At 72.6% G+C, this 18,860-nt stretch carries 17 protein-coding genes and 1 tRNA gene; 8 read left to right on the top strand and 10 right to left on the bottom strand.

Going from position 1 to position 18,860, the window contains the following annotated elements; all coding sequences use genetic code 11:
- Window positions 1-62: 62 nt before the first annotated feature.
- The 4 genes from K4G59_RS06945 to K4G59_RS06930 all read left to right on the top strand — a co-directional run bounded on the left by K4G59_RS06945 (window position 63) and on the right by K4G59_RS06930 (window position 3,685).
- Window positions 63-320 carry a GlsB/YeaQ/YmgE family stress response membrane protein gene (locus K4G59_RS06945; protein WP_231250242.1) on the top strand — a complete coding sequence of 86 codons (258 nt, stop codon included), beginning with the start codon at window positions 63-65 and terminating at the stop codon, window positions 318-320.
- 112 nt (window positions 321-432) lie between these two features.
- Complete coding sequence (gene chrA, locus K4G59_RS06940) at window positions 433-1,797, top strand: chromate efflux transporter (protein WP_231250241.1); 1,365 nt, start codon at window positions 433-435, stop codon at window positions 1,795-1,797.
- A 45-nt stretch (window positions 1,798-1,842) separates the two neighbouring features.
- Window positions 1,843-3,354, top strand: a complete 1,512-nt coding sequence (locus K4G59_RS06935) for a fused MFS/spermidine synthase (protein ID WP_231250240.1) — start codon at window positions 1,843-1,845, stop codon at window positions 3,352-3,354.
- A gap of 88 nt (window positions 3,355-3,442) precedes the next feature.
- Window positions 3,443-3,685, top strand: a complete 243-nt coding sequence (locus tag K4G59_RS06930) for a hypothetical protein (protein ID WP_231250239.1) — start codon at window positions 3,443-3,445, stop codon at window positions 3,683-3,685.
- A gap of 45 nt (window positions 3,686-3,730) precedes the next feature.
- On the opposite strand, the gene K4G59_RS06925 is transcribed toward K4G59_RS06930, so the two are convergent.
- From K4G59_RS06925 to K4G59_RS06885, 9 genes are all read right to left on the bottom strand, one after another.
- Complete coding sequence (locus tag K4G59_RS06925; RefSeq protein ID WP_231250238.1) at window positions 3,731-4,336, bottom strand: PAS and ANTAR domain-containing protein; 606 nt, start codon at window positions 4,334-4,336, stop codon at window positions 3,731-3,733.
- A 189-nt stretch (window positions 4,337-4,525) separates the two neighbouring features.
- Entirely contained in the window at window positions 4,526-5,308 is a 783-nt protein-coding gene (locus tag K4G59_RS06920; RefSeq protein ID WP_231250658.1) for an HAD-IIA family hydrolase, read from the bottom strand.
- Window positions 5,309-5,343: 35 nt separating this feature from the next.
- Window positions 5,344-7,845 carry an MMPL family transporter gene (locus K4G59_RS06915; protein ID WP_231250237.1) on the bottom strand — a complete coding sequence of 834 codons (2,502 nt, stop codon included), beginning with the start codon at window positions 7,843-7,845 and terminating at the stop codon, window positions 5,344-5,346.
- A gap of 46 nt (window positions 7,846-7,891) precedes the next feature.
- Window positions 7,892-8,542: a TetR/AcrR family transcriptional regulator gene (locus tag K4G59_RS19955; RefSeq protein ID WP_372461793.1), complete on the bottom strand. Its 651-nt coding sequence runs from the start codon at window positions 8,540-8,542 to the stop codon at window positions 7,892-7,894.
- 43 nt (window positions 8,543-8,585) lie between these two features.
- Window positions 8,586-9,230, bottom strand: a complete 645-nt coding sequence (locus K4G59_RS06905) for a DUF305 domain-containing protein (protein WP_231250236.1) — start codon at window positions 9,228-9,230, stop codon at window positions 8,586-8,588.
- Window positions 9,231-9,328: 98 nt separating this feature from the next.
- Window positions 9,329-9,751: a DUF6153 family protein gene (locus K4G59_RS06900; protein ID WP_231250235.1), complete on the bottom strand. Its 423-nt coding sequence runs from the start codon at window positions 9,749-9,751 to the stop codon at window positions 9,329-9,331.
- Window positions 9,752-9,789: 38 nt separating this feature from the next.
- Entirely contained in the window at window positions 9,790-10,410 is a 621-nt protein-coding gene (locus K4G59_RS06895; RefSeq protein WP_231250657.1) for a DUF305 domain-containing protein, read from the bottom strand.
- 723 nt (window positions 10,411-11,133) lie between these two features.
- The gene (locus K4G59_RS06890; RefSeq protein ID WP_231250234.1) at window positions 11,134-11,937 is read right to left on the bottom strand and encodes a DsbA family protein; all 804 of its coding nucleotides are present in this window, start codon (window positions 11,935-11,937) and stop codon (window positions 11,134-11,136) included.
- A gap of 101 nt (window positions 11,938-12,038) precedes the next feature.
- Window positions 12,039-12,125, bottom strand: a tRNA-Ser gene (locus tag K4G59_RS06885).
- 164 nt (window positions 12,126-12,289) lie between these two features.
- On the opposite strand from K4G59_RS06885, the gene K4G59_RS06880 reads away from it, so the two are divergent.
- From K4G59_RS06880 to K4G59_RS06865, 4 genes are read left to right on the top strand one after another with little or no spacing between them, the layout of a single operon-like run.
- On the top strand, window positions 12,290-14,245 hold the full coding sequence (locus K4G59_RS06880) for a lysophospholipid acyltransferase (RefSeq protein WP_231250233.1): 1,956 nt from the start codon (window positions 12,290-12,292) through the stop codon (window positions 14,243-14,245).
- Window positions 14,242-15,675, top strand: a complete 1,434-nt coding sequence (locus K4G59_RS20420) for an HAD-IB family hydrolase (RefSeq protein WP_231250232.1) — start codon at window positions 14,242-14,244, stop codon at window positions 15,673-15,675. The genes K4G59_RS06880 and K4G59_RS20420 overlap by 4 nt, the downstream gene beginning before the upstream one ends.
- Window positions 15,672-17,084 (top strand): wax ester/triacylglycerol synthase domain-containing protein, encoded by a 1,413-nt coding sequence (locus K4G59_RS06870; RefSeq protein WP_231250231.1) that lies wholly within the window; start codon window positions 15,672-15,674, stop codon window positions 17,082-17,084. Before K4G59_RS20420 ends, K4G59_RS06870 begins: the two co-directional genes overlap by 4 nt.
- A 31-nt stretch (window positions 17,085-17,115) precedes the next feature.
- Complete coding sequence (locus tag K4G59_RS06865; RefSeq protein ID WP_231250230.1) at window positions 17,116-18,405, top strand: DUF2254 domain-containing protein; 1,290 nt, start codon at window positions 17,116-17,118, stop codon at window positions 18,403-18,405.
- Here K4G59_RS06865 and K4G59_RS06860 read toward each other — a convergent pair.
- Window positions 18,366-18,848: a GNAT family N-acetyltransferase gene (locus K4G59_RS06860; protein WP_231250229.1), complete on the bottom strand. Its 483-nt coding sequence runs from the start codon at window positions 18,846-18,848 to the stop codon at window positions 18,366-18,368. The two genes, K4G59_RS06865 and K4G59_RS06860, sit on opposite strands and share 40 nt — an antisense overlap.
- Window positions 18,849-18,860: the final 12 nt, after the last annotated feature.

The following is an 18,860-nucleotide window of genomic DNA, read 5'->3' as shown; positions in this document are numbered from 1 at the left end:
CGAACCCCTACGCTCGAGGGAGGGCGTCACCACGACGCCCGACAAGAGCCAAGGAGCAGCACATGATCGGATTCCTCGTCGCCGGCCTCATCATCGGAGCGCTGGCCCGGCTCATCAAGCCCGGCAAGCAGAACCTCGGCATCCTCGCCACCCTCGGCCTGGGCCTCGTCGGCTCGCTGATCGGCGGCGTCATCGCCCAGTTCTTCGGCACCGGCGGCATCTTCGAGCTCAACGTGCTGGGCTTCGTGCTCGCCGTCGTGTTCGCCGTCCTGCTGATCGGCGTTGCCGAGTCCGTGGCCGGCAAGAACAAGACCGCCTGAGCCACCGCAGCATCCACCGACGCCCCGGCCACGGCCGGGGCGTCGGTCATGTCCGGGGCTAAGTCGACCAGTCGGCTTGACTTTCCTCCTCACGCCACGGTCCCATGCAGCCATGGGCACCGGCTCCCGCACGACCCGCGACGTCATCTCGCTGCGCGAGGCCGCGAGGGCGTGGTTCGCCATCTCGCTGCAGACCTTCGGCGGTCCGGCCGGGCAGATCGCGGTCATGCAGCGCACGCTCGTGGACGAGAAGCGCTGGATCGGCCAGCAGCGGTTCCTCTTCGCGCTGTCCTACTGCACGCTGCTCCCCGGGCCCGAGGCGCAGCAGCTGGCGACGTACGTCGGGTGGCTGCTCAACGGCGTGCGCGGCGCGCTGGTCGCGGGCATCCTCTTCATCCTCCCCGGTGTCGTGGCGCTGCTGGTGCTGTCGGGGATCTACGTCGCCCACGGCGACAGCCCGCTCGTCGAGTCACTCTTCCTCGGCCTCGCGCCCGCCGTCATCGCGATCGTCGTGCAGGCCGTGGTCCGGGTCGGCCGCAAGGGCCTCGGTGACCCTGCCCTGGTCGCCGTGGCAGTGCTGTCGTTCGTCGCGCTGACCCTCTTCGCCGTCCCCTTCCCGGCCGTGGTCGCCGTGGCCGCGCTCCTCGGCTGGGTGCTGGGGCGCCGGATCCCGACCCTCACCCATCCGCCGCGGGCCGCGGTCGACGACGGCCCGGTGCCGTTGATCAGCGACGACGCGCTGCACTCCGAGCGCCCGTCCACCCGCCGCTCCGCGCTGGTCCTCGCCATCGGCCTCACCGCCTGGTTCGCCCCCGTCGCCCTCGCCGCGGTGCTCCTCGGCCGCTCGAGCATCTTCGTCGACCAGGGCCTCTTCTTCTCCGGCGCGGCCGTGGTCACCTTCGGCGGGGCGTACGCCGTCCTGGCCTACGTCGCGCAGCAGGCGGTCAGCGTCTACGGCTGGCTGGCCCCCGGCGAGATGGTGCGCGGTCTCGCGCTCGCCGAGACCACGCCTGGCCCGCTGGTGATGGTCGTGCAGTTCGTCGCCTTCGTCGGCGCCTACCGCGCACCCGGCGGGCTCGACCCGTGGGCGGCGGCGGTGCTCGCCGCGCTGCTCACCACGTGGGTGACCTTCGTGCCGTGCTTCCTCTTCATCCTGCTCGGCGCCCCCTACGTCGAGCGCCTGCGCGGCAACCGCGACCTCGCCGCCGCGCTCGCCGGCATCACCGCGGCGGTCGTCGGCGTGATCGCCAGCCTCGCGGTCTTCTTCTCCCTCCACACCCTCTTCGCCGAGACCGCCCGCCTCACCTCAGGCCCGCTCGACGTGGAGTACCCCCTGCTCGGCTCGCTCGAGTGGCCGTCGCTCGCGATCACGGTGCTGGGCTGCGCGCTCGTCTTCTGGCGCGGCTGGTCGGTCCTGCGCACCCTCGGTGCCTGCGCGCTGGCCGGCGTCGTGCTCGGCCTGGCGCTCGCCGCCTGAGGGGCGTACGCCGCACCGGTTGCGGCGGTGGGCGAGGATCGGCGCATGACGAGCGACGAGGCAGCGGCACCGGCACCGGGGTCGACGACCGGACCCGGGCTCGGTCCGTGGGTGGCCGCCGCCCTGGTCTTCGGCTCGTCGGCGGCGGTGCTGGTCGTCGAGCTGGTCGCGCTGCGGTTGCTGGCGCCGTACTTCGGCCTGACGCTCGAGACGAACACGATGGTGATCGGCCTGGCGCTGACCGCGATCGCCGCGGGCACGTGGGCCGGCGGGCGGAGCGCCGACCGCGTCGCACCGCGGCACCTCCTCGGCCCGCTGCTGGGCGTCTCCGGGGCCGCGGTCGCGCTGACGCCGACGCTGGTGCGGGGCTCTGCGGCATCCGGCAGCCCGGGACTGCTGCTCCTGATGGCGACCTTGTCCATCCTCGTGCCGGGCGCGCTGCTGTCGGCGGTGACGCCGGTGGTGATCAAGCTGCGCCTCACCAGCCTCCACCAGACCGGCAGCGTGGTCGGACACCTCTCCGGGGTCGGCACGGTCGGGGCGATCTTCGGCACCGTGGTGACCGGCTTCGTGCTGATCTCGCGGGTGCCGGTCAGCGGCATCCTCGTCGGACTCGGCGTCGCGCTGCTGGTGGCGGCGGTGGCGGTGCAGGTCGCCGGGCGCCGCGGGCGCAGCGACGTCGTGCTCGCACTCGTCGTGGCGCTGGCGGGGCTCGGCGCGGCGGCCGCACCCAGCGGCTGCGACACCGAGACGACCTACCACTGCCTCGCGATCACGACCGACCCCGAGCGACCCACCGGACGGACCCTGGTGCTCGACGGGCTGCGGCACTCCTACGTCGACGTCGAGGACCCGACCCACCTCGAGTTCGCCTACGTCCAGGCGATGGCCTCGGTCACCGACACCGCCTTCGCCGGGGGCGAGCCGCTCGACGCCTACCACCTCGGCGCCGGCGGCCTCACGATCCCGCGCTACCTCGCCACCACCCGTCCCGGCACCAGCAGCCGGGTGTCGGAGATCGACGCGGGCGTGGTGGCGGCCGACGTACGCCTCCTCGGTGGCTCGCTGCCCGAGGGCGTCGCGGTCGGCGTCGAGGACGGCCGCCTCGCCATCGACGACCTCCCTCCCGCCTCCCTCGACCTGGTGGTCGGCGACGCCTTCGGCGGTGTCAGCGTGCCGTGGCACCTCGCAAGCGTCGAGGCCGTCGGCGGCCTGGAGGAGGCGCTGGCCGCGGACGGGGTCTACGTCGCCAACCTCATCGACTTCGGTCCGCTCGACTTCGCCCGGGCTGCCGTCGCGACGACGGCGGAGGTCTTCGACCACGTCGCCCTGCTCGCCGAACCGTCGTCGCTCGCGGGGGAGGAGGGGGGCAACCTCGTCGTGGTCGCCTCGGCGTCACCGCTCGGCGTCGCCGCGATCGAGGACCGGATGGCCGAGCGCGACCTCACCTGGGGTGCGCTCGAGGGCGAGGACCTCGACGCCTGGACCGGCGACGCCCCGGTGCTGACCGACGACTACGCCCCCGTCGACCAGCTGCTCACGCCCTACGCGCGTTGACGCGGGCAAGGTCACACCGCCCAGCTGTTGGATCGTTCCAAAGACTTCGGCACACTGGAGACATAAGTCCCTACCCGAGGAGAACGAGATGCGACTGATCGACGAGCTCGACGAGCTGCACGACCACTACGCGCGCCTGGTCGAGGCCGCGGTCGCCCGCGACGACCTCGCCGCCGCCGAGGACCTGGCGCAGGGCTACGAGGACGACGCGATCCAGCTGATGGCCGAGCGCGAGAACCTCACCCACCTGCTCCCCATCCAGCGCGGTGGCCGTCCGGAGAGCGCGCTGCGCGGAGCCGTACGCCGCCTGCTGCCCGGTCGCGCTGCCTGAGGGGACGACCGCTGATCGCACGATCGTCCGAGAGCGGGGCACGGGTCAGGCGGAGGCGCCTGGCCCGGTCTCGGCGACGGGTGCCGTGCGAGCGGCGTCGACCAGCTGGCCCAGGACCTCTGACACGAGACCGCTGTCGGGACTGCTCGTGGCCAGGGACTCGACCAGGTCCCGGGCGAGGTCGCCCACCTTGCGGTTGGCGTGCGCCGAGCATGTCCGTAGTCGGTCGAACGCCTCGTCGGCGGTGCAGCCCTCCGCCAGCATGATCATGCCCTTGGCCTGCTCGATGATCGGGCCGTTGCGTGCCTTGCGTGCGAGTGCGTCGCGGACGTCGACCTCGGACTCCTCGCGACGGGCAGCCGTGAGGTCGATGTAGTAGCCCTCGACCCCAGTCGTTCGGCCGTCCGGGTCGAGACGGGTCGTGCCCACGCTGACCACGGACAGGACCTGCTGGTTGCGGTCGATGATCCGGTGGTAGCAGGTGTAGGTCTCGCCGTCTCGGACAGCGGCGGCGAAGACGCCCGCGACCCGCTCGCGATCGTCCGGGTGCTTGTGGCTCATCAGCGCATGGGTGGTGGCGGGTATCTCGCGGGGGAGGTAGCCGTGCAGGTGGTAGAGAGCGTCGGACCACTCCCAGCGGTCGTCGACCACGTCATACGTGAACGGCGCAGCGACACCCGGGGGTTGGGTTCCGCGCAGGGGTCGGGCGTCCACCATGCACTCTCGTCCTTCGTGATGAAGCGCTGACACCTGGTCCCCGGGGTCCCGGAGACGAGCAGGTGCTCGATGCTACAAGCGTCGACCCGACAGGGGCAGGTCCCGCGCGGGAACCGGCAGTCCCTAGATGACCTCGCCCGACCCCTCGGGAAGCAGCATCTGCCCGACCATCGGCACCACGTCGGCGATCGAGTCGACGACCATCGTGGGCCGGTAGGGGAAGTCCCGCACCTGGTGGCGCTCGGTCGCGCCGGTCGCGACGAGGATCGTGCGCAGGCCCGCCTCGAGGCCGCTGATGATGTCGGTGTCCATCCGGTCGCCGATCATCACCGTCGTCTCGGAGTGGGCCTCGATGCGGTTGAGCGCGCTGCGCATCATCAGCGGGTTGGGCTTGCCGATGAAGTAGGGCTGGCGCCCGGTGGCGGTGCTGATCAGCGCCGCGACCGACCCGGTGGCCGGCAGCATCCCCTGCACACTCGGGCCGCTCGGGTCGGGGTTGGTGGCGATGAAGCGCGCCCCGTCGTTGATCAGCCGGATGGCGCGGGTGATGGCCTCGAAGGAGTAGGTCCGGGTCTCGCCGAGCACGACGTAGTCCGGCTCCTGGTCGGTCATGACGTAGCCGATGTCGTGGACCGCGGCGGTGAGCCCGCTCTCGCCCACGACGTACGCCGAACCGCCCGGACGCTGCTCGTCGAGGAACTGCGCGGTCGCGAGCGCCGACGTCCAGATCGAGTCCTCCGGCACGTCGATGCCGCTGCTGCGCAGGAGCCGCACCCGCAGGTCCCGCGGGGTGAAGATCGAGTTGTTGGTCAGGACCAGGAAGGGGATCTCCTGCTCGCGCAGGGCGGCGATGAACTCCTTCGCCCCCGGGATCGGGTCCTCCTCGCGCACGAGGACCCCGTCCATGTCGGTCAGCCAGGTGCGGACGGGGCGGGAGTCGGTCACGGGTGCATTGTGTCGTGGGTCGGCGCGGAGTGCACCGGGTGGCTGCGCTCGAGCTTCGCGCCCTCCACGTCGACGTCGGGCAGGATCCGGTCCAGCCAGCGCGGCAGCCACCACGCATGCTCGCCGAGCAGGTGCATCGCGGCCGGGATCAGCACCATCCGCACCACGAACGCGTCGAGCAGCACCCCGAAGGCCAGGCCGAAGCCGATCGGCTTGATGGTCGCGTCGTGGGAGAAGATGAAGCCCGCGAAGACCGAGATCATGATGATCGCCGCGGCCGTCACGACCGCCCGCCCGGCGTTGAGCCCGTGCTGCACCGCGACGCGTGCCGGAGCACCGTGGGCGTACGCCTCCCGCATCCCTGAGACCAGGAAGAGCTGGTAGTCCATGGCGAGGCCGAAGAGGATGCCGGTGGCGATGATCGGCAGGAAGCTGAGCACCGGCCCGGGTGCGTGGACGCCGAAGAGGTCGCTGAGGAAGCCGAGCTGGAAGATCGCGGTGATGCCGCCGAAGGTCGCGAGCAGCGAGAGCACGAAGCCGAGCGTGGCGGTCAGCGGCACCAGGATCGACCGGAAGACCACCACGAGGATCAGCATCGACAGGCCGACGACCAGCGCGAGGTAGACCGGCAGCACGTCGGAGAGCTTGTCCGAGATGTCGATCCCGGCGCTGGCGTTGCCCGCCACGCCGAGGGTGACCTCGCCGCCGGCGGTCGACGGAGTCAGGCCGCGGAGCTCGTCCACCAGCCGGGCGGTCGCCTCGCTGGAGGGCCAGTAGGAGGGGATCACCTGGAAGGCCAGCGCGTCTGCGTCGCGCGAGGCGCCGATCGGGACCACCGCGTCCACCCCGCCGACGTCGTCGATGGCCTGGCCGATCGCGGCCTGCTCGGCGAGCAGGCCGTCCTCGGCGACCGGCGCGGGGAGGTCGGCGACGACGAGCAGGGGACCGTTGAAGCCCTCGCCGAACTTGTCCGCCTGCACCTCGTGGGCGAGGAATCCGGGCGAGTCCTCCGGCTGGGTGGAGCCGTCGGGCAGCCCGAGCCGCATCTGCGTGGCGGGCGCGGCCAGCACCAGCAGGGCGACGACGCCGAGGGCGAGCACGGTCAGCGCGTGACGCGTGGTCATCGGCTCGTCCCGCTCGGTGATCGCGGCGTCGTCCGGAGCCTCGTCACCGGCCGCCAGTCGGGCGCGCTCGCGCTTGCGCAGGATGCGCGGGCCGACGAGGCCGAGGACGGCCGGGGTGAGGGTGACGGCCATGAGGATCGCGACGAGGACGGCGACGGCGCCGACGGTGCCCATCAGCCCGAGGAACCCGACGCCGGTGACGTTGAGGGCCAGCAGCGCGACGATCACGGTCACGCCCGCGAAGACGACCGCGTTGCCCGACGTCCCGTTGGCCAGGCCGACCGAGTCGTGCAGGTCGGCTCCCTGCATCAGCTGGCGGCGGTGCCGGTTGATGATGAAGAGGGAGTAGTCGATGCCGACCGCGAGGCCGAGCATCACGCCGAGGACCGGCGTGACGGAGACGAACTCCACCAGCCCGGAGAACGACAGCGACGCCAGGGACGCCACGCCCACGCCGAGCAGCGCGGTGACGAGGGGGAGCGCCGCGCCCAGCACGGTGCCGAGCACCACGAAGAGCGCGATGGCCGCGATGACGACACCGGCGATCTCCCCCGGGCCGAGGATCGACGGCACGGTCTGGGCGATCTCCTGCGACGGGTGGAGCTCGACGCCCGCGATGTCGGCGCCGGTGGTGAGGTCCTCGATCTCGGTCTTCACCTCGGCGGTGAGCTCGTTGATCGGCACCGTGAAGGTCACGTTGGCCACGGCGGCCGAGCCGTCCTGCGACACCGTCCGGTAGCCGGCAGAGAGCTCGGACAGCACCACGCCCACCTCGAGCGGGGCGGACTCCTGCTCGACCCGCTCGCGCTGCCGGTCGATCTCGGCCTGGCCCTCGTCGAGCTGCTGCTCCGCCTCCGCGAGCTGGTCGCGGATCGAGCGCAGGGTGCCGTCCTCGCGTGCCTGGGCCCGCTGGTCGGTGATCGCCTCGCGGCCGGCGTCGACCTGGGCCTGCGCCGCGTCGAGCTGGGCCAGTCCGTCCTCCAGCTGCCGCTGGCCGTCGGCCACCTGCTCGGCGGAGGAGTCGAGCTGCTCCTGGGTGGCGAAGGGGTCGGTCACGTCGGAGACGTCGTCGACCTCGCCGATCCGGTCGATGAGCGCGGTGATCTCGCGCTGCTGCGCGTCGGTGAAGGCCGAGCCGTCGCTCGTCTCGGCGACGATCGTGCCGTTGCCGCCGCCGGCGCCCTCGAAGTCGCGCTCGAGCTGGCCGGAGACCCGCGTGGTGGGGGTGTCGGGCAGCGTGATCGACGACGACAGGGTGCCGGCGAAGGACACGTACGTCACCGCGGTGACCACCAGGACGCCCAGCCAGGCGCCGATCACGGTCCAGCGGCGCCGCGCGGCGAAGCGACCGATGCGGAAGAGGAGCTCAGCCATGTCGGGGGACGGCCTTTCGGGTATGGGTCTGCGAGGTCGAGGGCGGTCAGCCGGCGTGCCCGGCGCGGAGCCGGTGCAGCAGGCGGTCGAGCAGCCGGTCCCAGGTGGCTCGGGCAGCGGGCGACACCCGGGTGGGAGGTGCGGTCTGCTCCTCGAGCCAGTGCCGCGCGATGGTCGCGAGGCCGCTGGTGAGAAGGGTCAGGGTGAGCTCGAGGTCGAGCGGGTCGAGTCCCGGTGCGCGCTCGAGAAGTCGCTCGCGCAACCGGCCGGCGACGTGCTCGAAGGCGGTGCGCGAGATCGCGTCCGCACGCTCGTCGGCCACGTCGGGACCGCCGAGCACCTGATGGATGCTGACGATCGCGGTCGGCAGGTCGACGTCGCGGGTCGCCTCGCACACCGCGTCGAGCGCGGCCGGGCCACCGGCGGGTCCCGGGGGCAGGTCGGTGGTGCCGCGGTCGACGCCCTCGAGGAGGTCGGTGGTGACCTCGGTGAGGATCTGCTCGCACACCGCGACGAGTAGCTGGTCGAGGCCGGCGAAGTGGTTGAAGACCGTACGCCGCGAGACGCCCGCGAGCGTGGCGACCCGGTCGACGGTGAACCCGTCGGCGCCGTGCTCGGTCGCCAGCTCGCGGGCCGCGTCGACGAGGGCGCGGTGCCGCTGCTCGCGCAGAGGGACATGCTGGTCGGCCGGGCTCACAGAGGAAGTGTTGCACTCAGTGCAAAAGGCTCCCGGGGGTGGGTCAACCCTCCAGCAGCTCGCGCATCGTGGCGATCTCCTCGGTCTGGGAGTCGACGACCTGACCGGCCAGGTCGACGGCCGGCTCGAAGCGGCCGCCCTCCTGCTCGGAGCGGGCCATCTCGATGGCGCCCTCGTGGTGCTCGATCATCATCTCGAGCCACCTCTGCTGGAAGTCCGCGTCAGCGGATCCCTCGAGGTCGTCCATGTCCTCGGCACCCATCATCCCGGGCATGTCGGACCCGCGGTCCTCCATGTCGTCCATGGTGTCCGACATGTCGCCCATGTCGTGGCCGGCGTTGGCGTGGTCGCGCATCGTCTCGGGGACGGGCTCGTCCCAGTCGGTCAGCCAGTCGGCCATCGTCTCGATCTCGGGTCCCTGGGCGGCCCGGATCTCCTCGGCCAGCGCCTGGACGTCGGGGTCGAGCGGGCGCTCGAGGGTCAGGTCGACCATCGAGAGCGCCTGGGCGTGGTGCTGGATCATGTCGGTCGCGAAGGCGACGTCGGCGTCGTTGTGCTCGGTGGGGCTTGTCTCGACGGTCCGGGTCGTATCGGTGTCCTCGCCGCAGGCAGTGGCGCCGAGGGCGAGGGCAAGGCCGAGGGACAGGGCGCCCAGGGTGCGGGGCATGGTGCGGGTGGTCGTGCTCATGTCAGGGGTTCTCCAGGTCTGGTGGGTCGAGATGGCAGGCGGCAGCGGCAGCCGCACGTGCGCCCGGTGGGGGCGCAGGGCAGCCGTGGCGGAGCCGATCAGCACCTGATGACGGAGAACTGCCACGCTGGCGGTGGGCCGGTGGCACGCATCCACGACCTGACGCTCGCGGCGGGCGCGAGGGACTCGAAGGCCCCGACCAGCCTGACCGGGCGCGCGGCGCGCAGCAGCAGGCCAGCGAGCAGCAGGGCGGCGACGGCCAGCATGGCGGCGCACAGCATGAGCAGGTGGTCGGCGTGCTGGCCCGACCCGTGGTCCGAGGTCGCCCCGACCGGGGCGCTCGTCGCGGGCTCGTGAGCATGGCCGTGACCGGCACCGTGGTCCCCGTGCGCCGCGGCGGCGTACGCCTCCGACGACGGGCCCTGGAGGGTGAGCGCGTGCATCCCGAGGATGCCGACCACGAGCGCTGCGACCAGCGCCGCGAGGGCGGTGCGGTGGGTGGCGGGGGTCGGGCGGCTCATCGACCCCGATGCTACGGGCGCCGCTCCAGCCGGGCCCGTCAGGCCAGACCGGGGCAGCCCCTCATGCGGCCGCGGGCGGGGCTGAGGCCGAACCACGTCGACAAGCGCTCGCTCATCCAGCGGATCTCGCGCACCTGCTCGGTGCGGATGGTGCGCGCGAGGTCGGCCACCTCGTCGTGCTCGGCGGCCCCGTGGACCAGCAGGCGTTGCGACATCATCACCGCGGCCATGTGGTGGCCGACCATGTCCTCGAGGAAGGTCCGGTCGAGCCGGTCGCCGCTGAGCCCCGAGAGGTCGCGCATCATCGGCTCGTACGCCGTGTCCGACGGCTCGTCGGCGTACCACTCGTCGAGCCAGGTCTCCATCTGCTCGACCTGCGCGGTCTGGGAGGAGACGATCCGCGCTCCGAGCGCGCGCATCGCCGGGCGCTCGGACCGGGCCAGCTCACCGGCCATCTCGATCGCCTCGCGGTGGTGGGCGACCATCTCGCGGAGGAAGCCGGCCTCGTCGTCGGTGCTCCACGCGCTGGTCATCCCGCCGCCCATCGACCACGCCCCGGCGTCCCGGTGCGGCATCCAGCCGTCGTCGTCGCGGAGGAGCGCCACCCCTGCGACCACGAGCGCGAGCACCGCGACGGCGGCGACGACACCGCTCCACATCCGTCCCACGACGCACCTCCAACAGGTGCTTCCAGCCTGCGCACGGGAACGGGGCGTCGCCAGTGCCGAAGGGCCCGACGAAGCTGTCGGTCGGCCCGCGGCGTACCGAACCCGGAGCTCTGCCGGCCGCACCACGACGGGGGACGACCTGTTCCGTCCGGTCACGGTGACCTTCTCCCGGCCGGTCGCACGCGACGATCTGTGGGGCGACTCTCGGCCGAGGCCCTCGACTCGTCCGGACGCTTCCTCGGCGACGGCTCCCACCGGGTCACCGTCGACCGCTTCGCCTCCGCGCTGGCCGCCGATCTGCCGGGTCCGCGCACGGTCACGGCCGGTGCCGCGTCGCAGCGGGTCACCGGAACGATCTCCGGTGGCGCGCGCGTGGTCGTGGTCCAGGTCCACGCCCCCGCCACCACGCTGCTGACCGAGGCCTCGAGCGGCCCGGGCTCGCTGATGGTGCGCCGGGGCTATCGTCCGACGGGATCGACCTCGTCCTTCCGTCGCCCGCCCGCCGAGCTGCGACGGATGTGGCGTGAGGTCGTGCTCCACGAGGTCGGCCATAGGGTCGGGCTCAGCCACGTCGGCGACCGGCGGCTCGTGATGTACCCCTCGGTCGGTGGCGGCACGAACCGCTTCCGCCACCGCTTCAACAGGGGCGACCTGACCGGCCTGGTGAAGCTCGGCACCGGTACGGGCGGATGCACCGGCGAGCTGACCCGCGGCTCAGCCGGACGTGCCCAGCACGGCCGCGACGATGTCGTCGAGGGTCTGGCCCTCGACGGTCTCGCCGTCGACGAGGACGGCGGGGATCGAGGCGATTCCGTCCTGCATCGCGGTCTCCGTCGCCTCGCTCACCCACGACTCGAACGCCATCGACTCGATCCCGGGTCGCACGCGTGCCTCGTCGGCGCCGGCCTCGACGGCCAGGGCCACGAGGTCGTCGCTGTCGGGGAAGGGACCGGTCTCCGAGGGCTGGTCGTCGAAAAGGAGGGCGCGGAGCTCGGCGGCGACCTCGGGGCCTTCCGCGTCCAGCACCACCGCGAGCGCGTTGGCCGACTCCGGCGAGTAGTCGCTGATGCGCTCGAGGAAGCCGAGCGGCCGGTACTCGACCGTCACGTCTCCCGCGTCGATCGCGGCGTCGAGCCGGTCGCCGACCTCGTGCTGGAGCTGCCCGCAGAAGGGACAGAGGAAGTCCTCGTAGATCACGACGGACCGCGGTGCGCCGGGGTCCCCCAGGGTCAGGCCGAAGTCCGTGCTCGCCCCTGCCGGTGGTCCGTCCACCGGTCCATCCACGACCGGGGGCTCGACCGTCGGCGACGCGCTCGCGGCCGGGTCGGTCGCGGTGTCCTCGTTGCCCGCCGTCAGCACGGCGTACACGCCGATCGGTAGGACGATCAGCAGGACGAGGCCCACCACCGCTCCGATGGCGAGACCCCTGACGCTGATGCCGTGTCCGGGTGCCCCCCTGCGGTCCGGCTCGGGGTGGCCATTCGGCACGGCCGGAGGGATCTCGTCGGGGGGTGTCATGGGTCGTCCTCACTCCAGGGTGGAGCCCGGACGTTAGCCCCTCGAGGTGCCCGACACACGCAGATCGGGCCGGCCCCAGAGGGACCGGCCCGACCAGTCGGCGGTGGCGGTGGGATTTGAACCCACGGTGGGTTTGACCCCACACAACATTTCGAGTGTTGCACCTTCGGCCGCTCGGACACGCCACCGCGCGGAACATTACCGGAGCCTCGCCGCCAGCTGGAAACCGGCGTCGTCCCATGGATCGGTCCACGGATCGGCGGGGTGCCATGGTCAGGGACGGCGTACGGCGGTAACTTTCGCCGCACGCTTGTGCTCGCGCCTCTGCGAGAGGGAAGGAGCGTGGCTGACCATGACCGTCGTACGCCGTGTCCGGGATGTTGCGAGGTCTGCGCTGCCCAGGTCGGTGGGGGAGCGGCTGCCGGCCGCGCCGCCGCCGGAGGTGACCGAGCTCCTCCACGACAAGCGCTTCCAGCGCGCCGTCGCGGAGGCGGCCGACGAGCAGGGACGACCCGAGGAGGAGGTGTGGTCCGAGGTCAAGGGCTACCTCCACGAGATGTCCGCGGCCCACGACGACCGCACCTCCCAGGGCTGGGCGCGGATGGGCGACTGGTTCCTCCGGGCCTACGACGTGCTGGTCGACGAGGACGACATGCAGGAGCTCAAGCGGCTCGACCGCTCGCACAGCCTCGCGCTCGCCTTCAGCCACCGCTCCTACCTCGACGGCATGGTGATCCCGAACGCCCTGTCGTCCCGGCGGTTCTCGCCCACCTACACCTTCGGCGGCGCCAACCTCAACCTGCCGATCATCGGCACCGTGGCCAGTCGGACCGGCCTGATCTTCATCCGACGCTCGACGCAGGAGATCCCGGTCTACCGCCTCGCGCTGCGCTCCTACATCCGCCAGATGGTGACGAACAAGCGCAACATGGCGTGGTCGATCGAGGGCGGCCGCACGCGCACCGGCAAGCTGCGTCCGCCGGTGCACGGGATCCTCAAGTACCTCACGGACACCGTGGACGGCGACGAGGCCCCGGACGTGCAGGTCGTGCCCGTCTCGGTGGTCTACGACCAGCTGCACGAGGTGTCGCTGATGACCGCGGAGGCCCGCGGTGCCAGCAAGACGCCGGAGGACTGGCGCTGGCTGGTCCGCTTCGCGCGTCTCCAGCGCAACCGCCTCGGCCGCGCCTACCTGACCGTCGGCGAGCCGTTTTCGCTGCGCGAGAAGATGGACGAGCTGGCCGCCGAGGGCGTGACCGGGCACCAGGCCGTCGAGCGCGTCGCCCTCGACATCTCCCACCGCCTCAACCGCGCCACGCCGGTGACGGTCACCGCCATCGTGTCACTGGCGCTGCTGGGTGCCGACCGGGCGCTGACCGTCGAGGAGGTGCTCGAGACCGTCGAGCCGCTGGCGGCCTACATCGACGCGCGCAACTGGCCCGTCGCCGGTGCCGCCGACCTGCGGGACCGCTCGACCATCCGCCGCGCGCTCGCCGAGCTGGCACGCAGCGGGGTGCTGACGGCGTACGACCAGGGCACCGAGCCGGTCTGGAAGATCGGCGACGACCAGCACCTGGTGGCCGCGTTCTACCGCAACACCGTCATCCACATCCTCGTCGAGCGGGCGATCGGCGAGCTCGCGCTGCTCACCGTCTCCGAGCTCGAGCCGGACGCCGAGCTGCCGCAGGGCGGCACGCTCCAGGTGGGCTGGGAGGAGGCCAAGCGGATGCGCGACCTGCTGAAGTTCGAGTTCTTCTTCCCGAGCCGCGCGGGCTTCGAGGACGACCTGCGCGCCGAGCTCCGGCTCCTCGTGGGCGAAGGCACCGGATCAGGTCCTGGCGACATGTCCCCCGAGCGCGCCCGCGAGCTGCTCGTCGGCGCGCGCCCGCACCTCGCGCACCTGGTGCTGCGACCCTTCCTCGACGCCTACCTCGTGCTCGCCGACCGGCTCGCCGACCGCGGCGACAGCCCCGTCGACGAGGACGACCTGCTCGCCGACGCACTGGCCGTGGGACGCCAGTGGGCGCTGCAGCGCCGGGTCGCGAGCGCGGAGTCGATCTCGCTGGAGCTCTTCCGCACCGCGATGGCGCTCGCGCGCCACAAAGGCCTGCTCGAGGGCGGCCCGGGCACCGGATCGGCGCGCGAGGCCTTCGCCGCGGAGCTGCGCGAGGCGGTCCGCCGGGTCAACGTGATCGGCGAGATCGCCGGCGAGCCGGTGCAGGTCGTGCTGCCGCAGCCACAGACCCAGCCCGAGACCCAGCCCGAGGCGCAGGCCCACGCCGACGCAGCGTCGCAGGACAGCCGGTGAGCGGGCTCTCGGCCGCAGCGCAGGAGGCGATCGAGGCGATCGAGGCCGGTCCCCAGGGACCGACCGTGGGCGCCTTCTTCGACCTCGACGGCACCCTCGTCGCGGGTTACACCGCGGCCACCTTCTACGGCGACCGGCTCAAGGGCCGCGACGTGTCGCCGGCCGAGTTCCTCCGCACCGTCGTGACCGCGGTCGACGGCGAGCTCGGCGGCGACCCCACCCGCATCGCCCACGTCGCCTTCTCCGCCATGCGCGGGGAGTCCGAGGAGGCCTTCGCCGACCTCGGCGAACGACTGTTCCGGTCCAAGATCGCCGGCACCATCCGCCGCGAGTCCCGCGCGCTCGTGATGGCCCACCAGCGCGCCGGCCACACGGTCGCGGTGGCGTCCGCGGCGACGAAGTACCAGATCGCGCCGGTCGCCCGGGACCTCGGCGTCGAGCACCTCGTCTGCACCCAGCTCGTCGTCGAGGACGGCCAGTTCACCGGCGCCACCGACGGACCGATGCTGTGGGGCCGCCACAAGGCGAGCGGCGTACGCGCCTTCGCGCGCGAGCACGGCGTCGACCTCGCCGATTCCTACGCCTACGGCAACGGCTACGAGGACGTCGCGTTCCTCTCCTCCGTCGGGCACCCCACCGCGCTCAACCCGCACCGTGACCTCCGCGCCGCTGCTGCCCGCCTGGGCTGGCCGGTGCTCGACCTCTCAGACCCGGTCGGCGGCTCGCTCGTCGCGGCCGGTCGCACGGTGGCCGCCCTGGCCGGCATGAACACCGGCGTGGTCGCCGGGCTGGCCTACGGGCTGGCCCGTCGCGACGCCCACGAGGGCCGCAACCTCGCTGTCAGGCTGGCCACCTCGCTGCCGATGGCGCTCGCGGGCGTGGAGGTCGATGTGCAGAACCGCGAGCGGCTCTGGACCCACCGCCCCGCCATCTTCGTCGCCAACCACCAGAGCGCGCTCGACATCCCGGTCCTGGGCAATCTTCTCGAGCGCGACTTCACCATCGTGGCCAAGAAGGAGGCCCGCTGGGACCCGCGGACCTTCGTCGGCTCGCTCGTCATCGACCCGGCCTGGATCGACCGGTCCGACTCCGCTTCGGCCCGCGCGACCCTCGACGGGGTCGTCGAGCGGATCCACGGCGGCACGTCGCTGATGATCTTCCCCGAGGGCACGCGCTCGGCGACGCCGGTGCTCGGACCCTTCCGCAAGGGCGCCTTCCACCTCGCCGCCCAGGCGGGGGTGCCGGTGGTGCCCATCGTGCTGCGCAACACCGGCGAGCTGATGCGGCGCAGCTCCCTGGTGCTCAACCCCGGCGTCGTCGACGTGTGCGTGCTGGAGCCCGAGACCGACTGGAGCGTCGACGACATGAGCGAGCGCATCGCCGCACTGCACGCGAAGTTCGAGCAGACGCTCGCGAGGTGGCCGGCATGAGCGCCGGTGAGGACCTCGAGCGCTGGGGCGGGGCGGCCGCCTGGTCGGCCGGCGCCGAGCTGACGCCGATGCAGACCCTGCTCTGGCGCGCCGAGCGCCACCCCGTGCAGTCGTCCACCACGACCGTGGTGATCGACCTGGACCGGGCGCCGGACTGGAAGCGCTTCGTTGCCGCGACCGAGTGGGGCACCGGGCTCGTACGCCGCCTGCGCCAGCGCGTCGTGGACCCGGTCGTGCCGACCGCGCCGCCGACGTGGGCCGACGACCCGACCTTCGACCTGGGCTACCACCTGCGTCGCGAGCGGGTCTCGAGCCGCGAGGAGATGCTCGCCCAGGCCGCCCAGGTCGCGCTGCGCCCCTTCGACCGCTCCCGCCCGCTGTGGGAGGGCGTGCTCTACGAGGGCGTGCCCGTCGAGGGCGGTGAGGGGGCGGCGTACGTCCTCAAGATCCATCACGCGCTCGCTGACCCGCTCGGGACCGTGCAGCTGCTGTCGATGCTCCAGTCGGGACGACGTGCCCACACCGCGCGCAAGCCGCTCGGCGACGAGGTGGCCGCGCCGGTGGGCGTCGACGGGGTCGAGCTGGCCGTGGCCGGCCTGCGGGCCGACGTCTCGACCCTGCCGGACCTGGCCCGCACGAGCGTGCGGACCCTCGGCCACGCGGCCGTCCGGCCCCAGGCGGTCGTTGCCTCGGCGCTGCGCTACGGCGCGTCGGTGCGCCGGCTGCTGACACAGACCGCCCGTCCCTCGCCCCAGCTGTCGCCGCGCACCGGCAAGAGGTGGACCTTCCTCACCTTCGAGGCGCCGCTCGCTCCGCTGCGCGCCGTCGCCCGGCAGGGCGGTGGCACCCTCGACGACGCCGCGGTGGCGATGGTGCTCGGCGGGCTGCGCCGCTACCACGCACGGCGGGGCAGCGACGTGCGCGAGCTCCCGGTCGGCGTACGCGTCTCCCTCGACCGTGCCGACGACCTCGGCAACCGCTTCGCGCAGGCGCTGATCTCGGGTCCGCTCTCCATCGAGGATCCCGTCGACCGGGTGGCAGCGGTGCGCGGTGAGGTGCTCTCGTTGCACACCGAGCGTGCGCTGGAGGTGCTCGACGCCGCGGCGCCCGTGGTGAACCGGATGCCCGCCTTCGTCGGCGCCTCGGCGCTGCGCACCGCCGTCCCGCCCGACGCCTTCGTGCTGACCCTGCCGGGACCGCCGCGCCAGCGCTTCATGGCCGGGGCCGAGGTGCAGGGGATGTACGTCCTCGGGCCGCTGCCCGGTGCCGCGCTGACCGTCTGCCTGGTGACCGTCGGCGACACCGCCTGCATCGGCGTCAACGTCGACGCCAGCGCGGTCGCCGACCTCCGCAGCCTCGAGGAGTGCCTGGCCGAGGGCGTGGAGGAGCTCACCTCGGCGGGCGGGTAGCCCGCGCCCTCGTCCGCCTATGGTGGGCGAGGTGAAGATCCGTGCGCGCCAGGCGCAGCTCCGCGAGTCCATGTGGTTCGTCCCGGGCGTCATGGTGGTGGCGGCCATCGGGCTCGCCCAGGGCGTCATCGTCCTGGACCTGTGGCTCGACGCGCGCACCGTCGATGTGCTCCCCGAGTCCTTCCTCATCGGGGTCGAGGGCAGTCGGGGCATCCTCGTCGCGATCGGTGGGTCGGTCCTCGCCGTGGCCGCCACCACCTTCTCGATCACGATGTCGGTGATCGCGACCGCGTCGTCGACCTACGGCCCGCGGCTGGTGCGCAACTTCATGTCCGACCGCAGCAACCAGCGGGTGCTGGGGCTCTTCGTCGGCACGTTCGTCTACTGCCTGATGGTGCTGCGACGCGTGCAGGACTCGTCCGACGGCATCACCTTCGTGCCGCACGTCGCGGTCTACGGCGCCCTCCTGCTCGCCCTGGCCAGCGTCGCCGCGCTGGTCTTCTTCCTGCACCACATCTCCGACGTGATCCAGGTCCCGACGCTCGTGCGACGGGTCCGGGCCGAGCTCGAGGCCGCCGTCGACGACCTCTACGGGGACGTCGGTCTCGAGCGGGTCCCCGCCGACGCGCTGGCCGTCGCGTCCGCCGACGTCCTCGCGCCGCGCACGGGCTACGTCACCTTCGTCGACGCGTCGGCCCTGGTCCGGGCCGCAACCGGTGTCGGGGTGGCCGAGCTCGTCGCCACACCCGGCACCCACGTGATGGCGGGTGAGCCGCTGGCGCGGGTCAGCGGGGACGCGGAGGAGATGAGCCGGATCGTGTGCGCCCACGTGCGCGTGGGTGACACGAGGACACCGACGCAGGACATCGAGCTCGCCGTGCAACAGATGGTCGAGATGGCCGTGCGCGCGGTGTCGCCGTCGACCAACGACCCCTACACCGCGCGCAACGTCGTGGAGGAGCTCGCCTCCGGGATGGCCCGGGCCATGCGCCACCCGGCACCGGGCGACGGGTGGGTCGACGACCGGGGCGTCGTCCGCCTGGTCTGGCGCCTGCCCTCGGGCGCTGAGCTGGTCGACCTGGTCTTCGACGACCTCAGGCTCTACGCCGCCGGCGACCCGGAGGTCGTGCGCGCCTCGCTGCGCCTGGCGGGGCGCGTCGTGCGGCTCGCCGCACCGGAGACCGTCGAGCGGGTCCGCGTCCAGGTCGACGAGCTGCTGGCTGCCAGCGAGCGTGAGGGCACGTCGGCCTTCGACCTCGAGCGCCTGCGCGCCAGCCGCGATCAGCTCGGGATCGGGTCGCCCGACGTCGGCCCGATGTAGCAGAGCATCCGGTGGTCGGTGCCCGCCTCGATGTTGCGGAAGCCGTGCCGCTCGTAGAAGCGCCGGGTGTCGGCGTCGACCTCGTCGACGTTGATGTGCATCTCGGGGGAGCCCAGGTCCTGCACGATCCGTCGCGACAGGTCCAGCACCTGCGTGCCGATGCCGCGGTCACGCAGGTCGGGCACGACGTAGAGCTCCTCGAGCTGCGACACCGGTCCGTCGAACCAGATGGCCGGTCGCAGGCTCAGCAGGGCGAAGCCCACGGCCTCCCCGTCGTCGTCGCCGAGGACCGCGACCATCGGCTCGAGACCCAGCAGCCGCGCAAACCGCGCGGCAAGCACCTCCACCTCGTCGGTCTCGGTGTCGAACTCGGTGTTGAAGTCCCACAGGAGCCGGGCGAGCACGGGGGCGTCGTCGGGCGTGGCGCGTCGGACCTCGGTCATGGCTCCTCCCGG

The sequence above is a fragment of the Nocardioides furvisabuli genome (assembly GCF_021083185.1).
Classification (GTDB): domain Bacteria; phylum Actinomycetota; class Actinomycetes; order Propionibacteriales; family Nocardioidaceae; genus Nocardioides; species Nocardioides furvisabuli.
Note: the sequence above shows the minus strand (reverse complement) of the source record. Positions and strands in the feature narration are given on the sequence as shown.

What these genes read in the sequence shown, in the direction of transcription:
- K4G59_RS06945 (WP_231250242.1), top strand. Translation starts at nt 63, where the DNA reads ATGATCGGATTCCTCGTCGCCGGCCTCATCATCGGAGCGCTGGCCCGG.
- chrA (WP_231250241.1), top strand. Translation starts at nt 433, where the DNA reads ATGGGCACCGGCTCCCGCACGACCCGCGACGTCATCTCGCTGCGCGAG.
- K4G59_RS06935 (WP_231250240.1), top strand. Translation starts at nt 1,843, where the DNA reads ATGACGAGCGACGAGGCAGCGGCACCGGCACCGGGGTCGACGACCGGA.
- K4G59_RS06930 (WP_231250239.1), top strand. Translation starts at nt 3,443, where the DNA reads ATGCGACTGATCGACGAGCTCGACGAGCTGCACGACCACTACGCGCGC.
- K4G59_RS06920 (WP_231250658.1), bottom strand. Translation starts at nt 5,308, where the DNA reads ATGGACGGGGTCCTCGTGCGCGAGGAGGACCCGATCCCGGGGGCGAAG.
- K4G59_RS06915 (WP_231250237.1), bottom strand. Translation starts at nt 7,845, where the DNA reads ATGGCTGAGCTCCTCTTCCGCATCGGTCGCTTCGCCGCGCGGCGCCGC.
- K4G59_RS06905 (WP_231250236.1), bottom strand. Translation starts at nt 9,230, where the DNA reads ATGAGCACGACCACCCGCACCATGCCCCGCACCCTGGGCGCCCTGTCC.
- K4G59_RS06900 (WP_231250235.1), bottom strand. Translation starts at nt 9,751, where the DNA reads ATGAGCCGCCCGACCCCCGCCACCCACCGCACCGCCCTCGCGGCGCTG.
- K4G59_RS06895 (WP_231250657.1), bottom strand. Translation starts at nt 10,410, where the DNA reads ATGTGGAGCGGTGTCGTCGCCGCCGTCGCGGTGCTCGCGCTCGTGGTC.
- K4G59_RS06890 (WP_231250234.1), bottom strand. Translation starts at nt 11,937, where the DNA reads ATGACACCCCCCGACGAGATCCCTCCGGCCGTGCCGAATGGCCACCCC.
- K4G59_RS06880 (WP_231250233.1), top strand. Translation starts at nt 12,290, where the DNA reads ATGACCGTCGTACGCCGTGTCCGGGATGTTGCGAGGTCTGCGCTGCCC.
- K4G59_RS06870 (WP_231250231.1), top strand. Translation starts at nt 15,672, where the DNA reads ATGAGCGCCGGTGAGGACCTCGAGCGCTGGGGCGGGGCGGCCGCCTGG.
- K4G59_RS06860 (WP_231250229.1), bottom strand. Translation starts at nt 18,848, where the DNA reads ATGACCGAGGTCCGACGCGCCACGCCCGACGACGCCCCCGTGCTCGCC.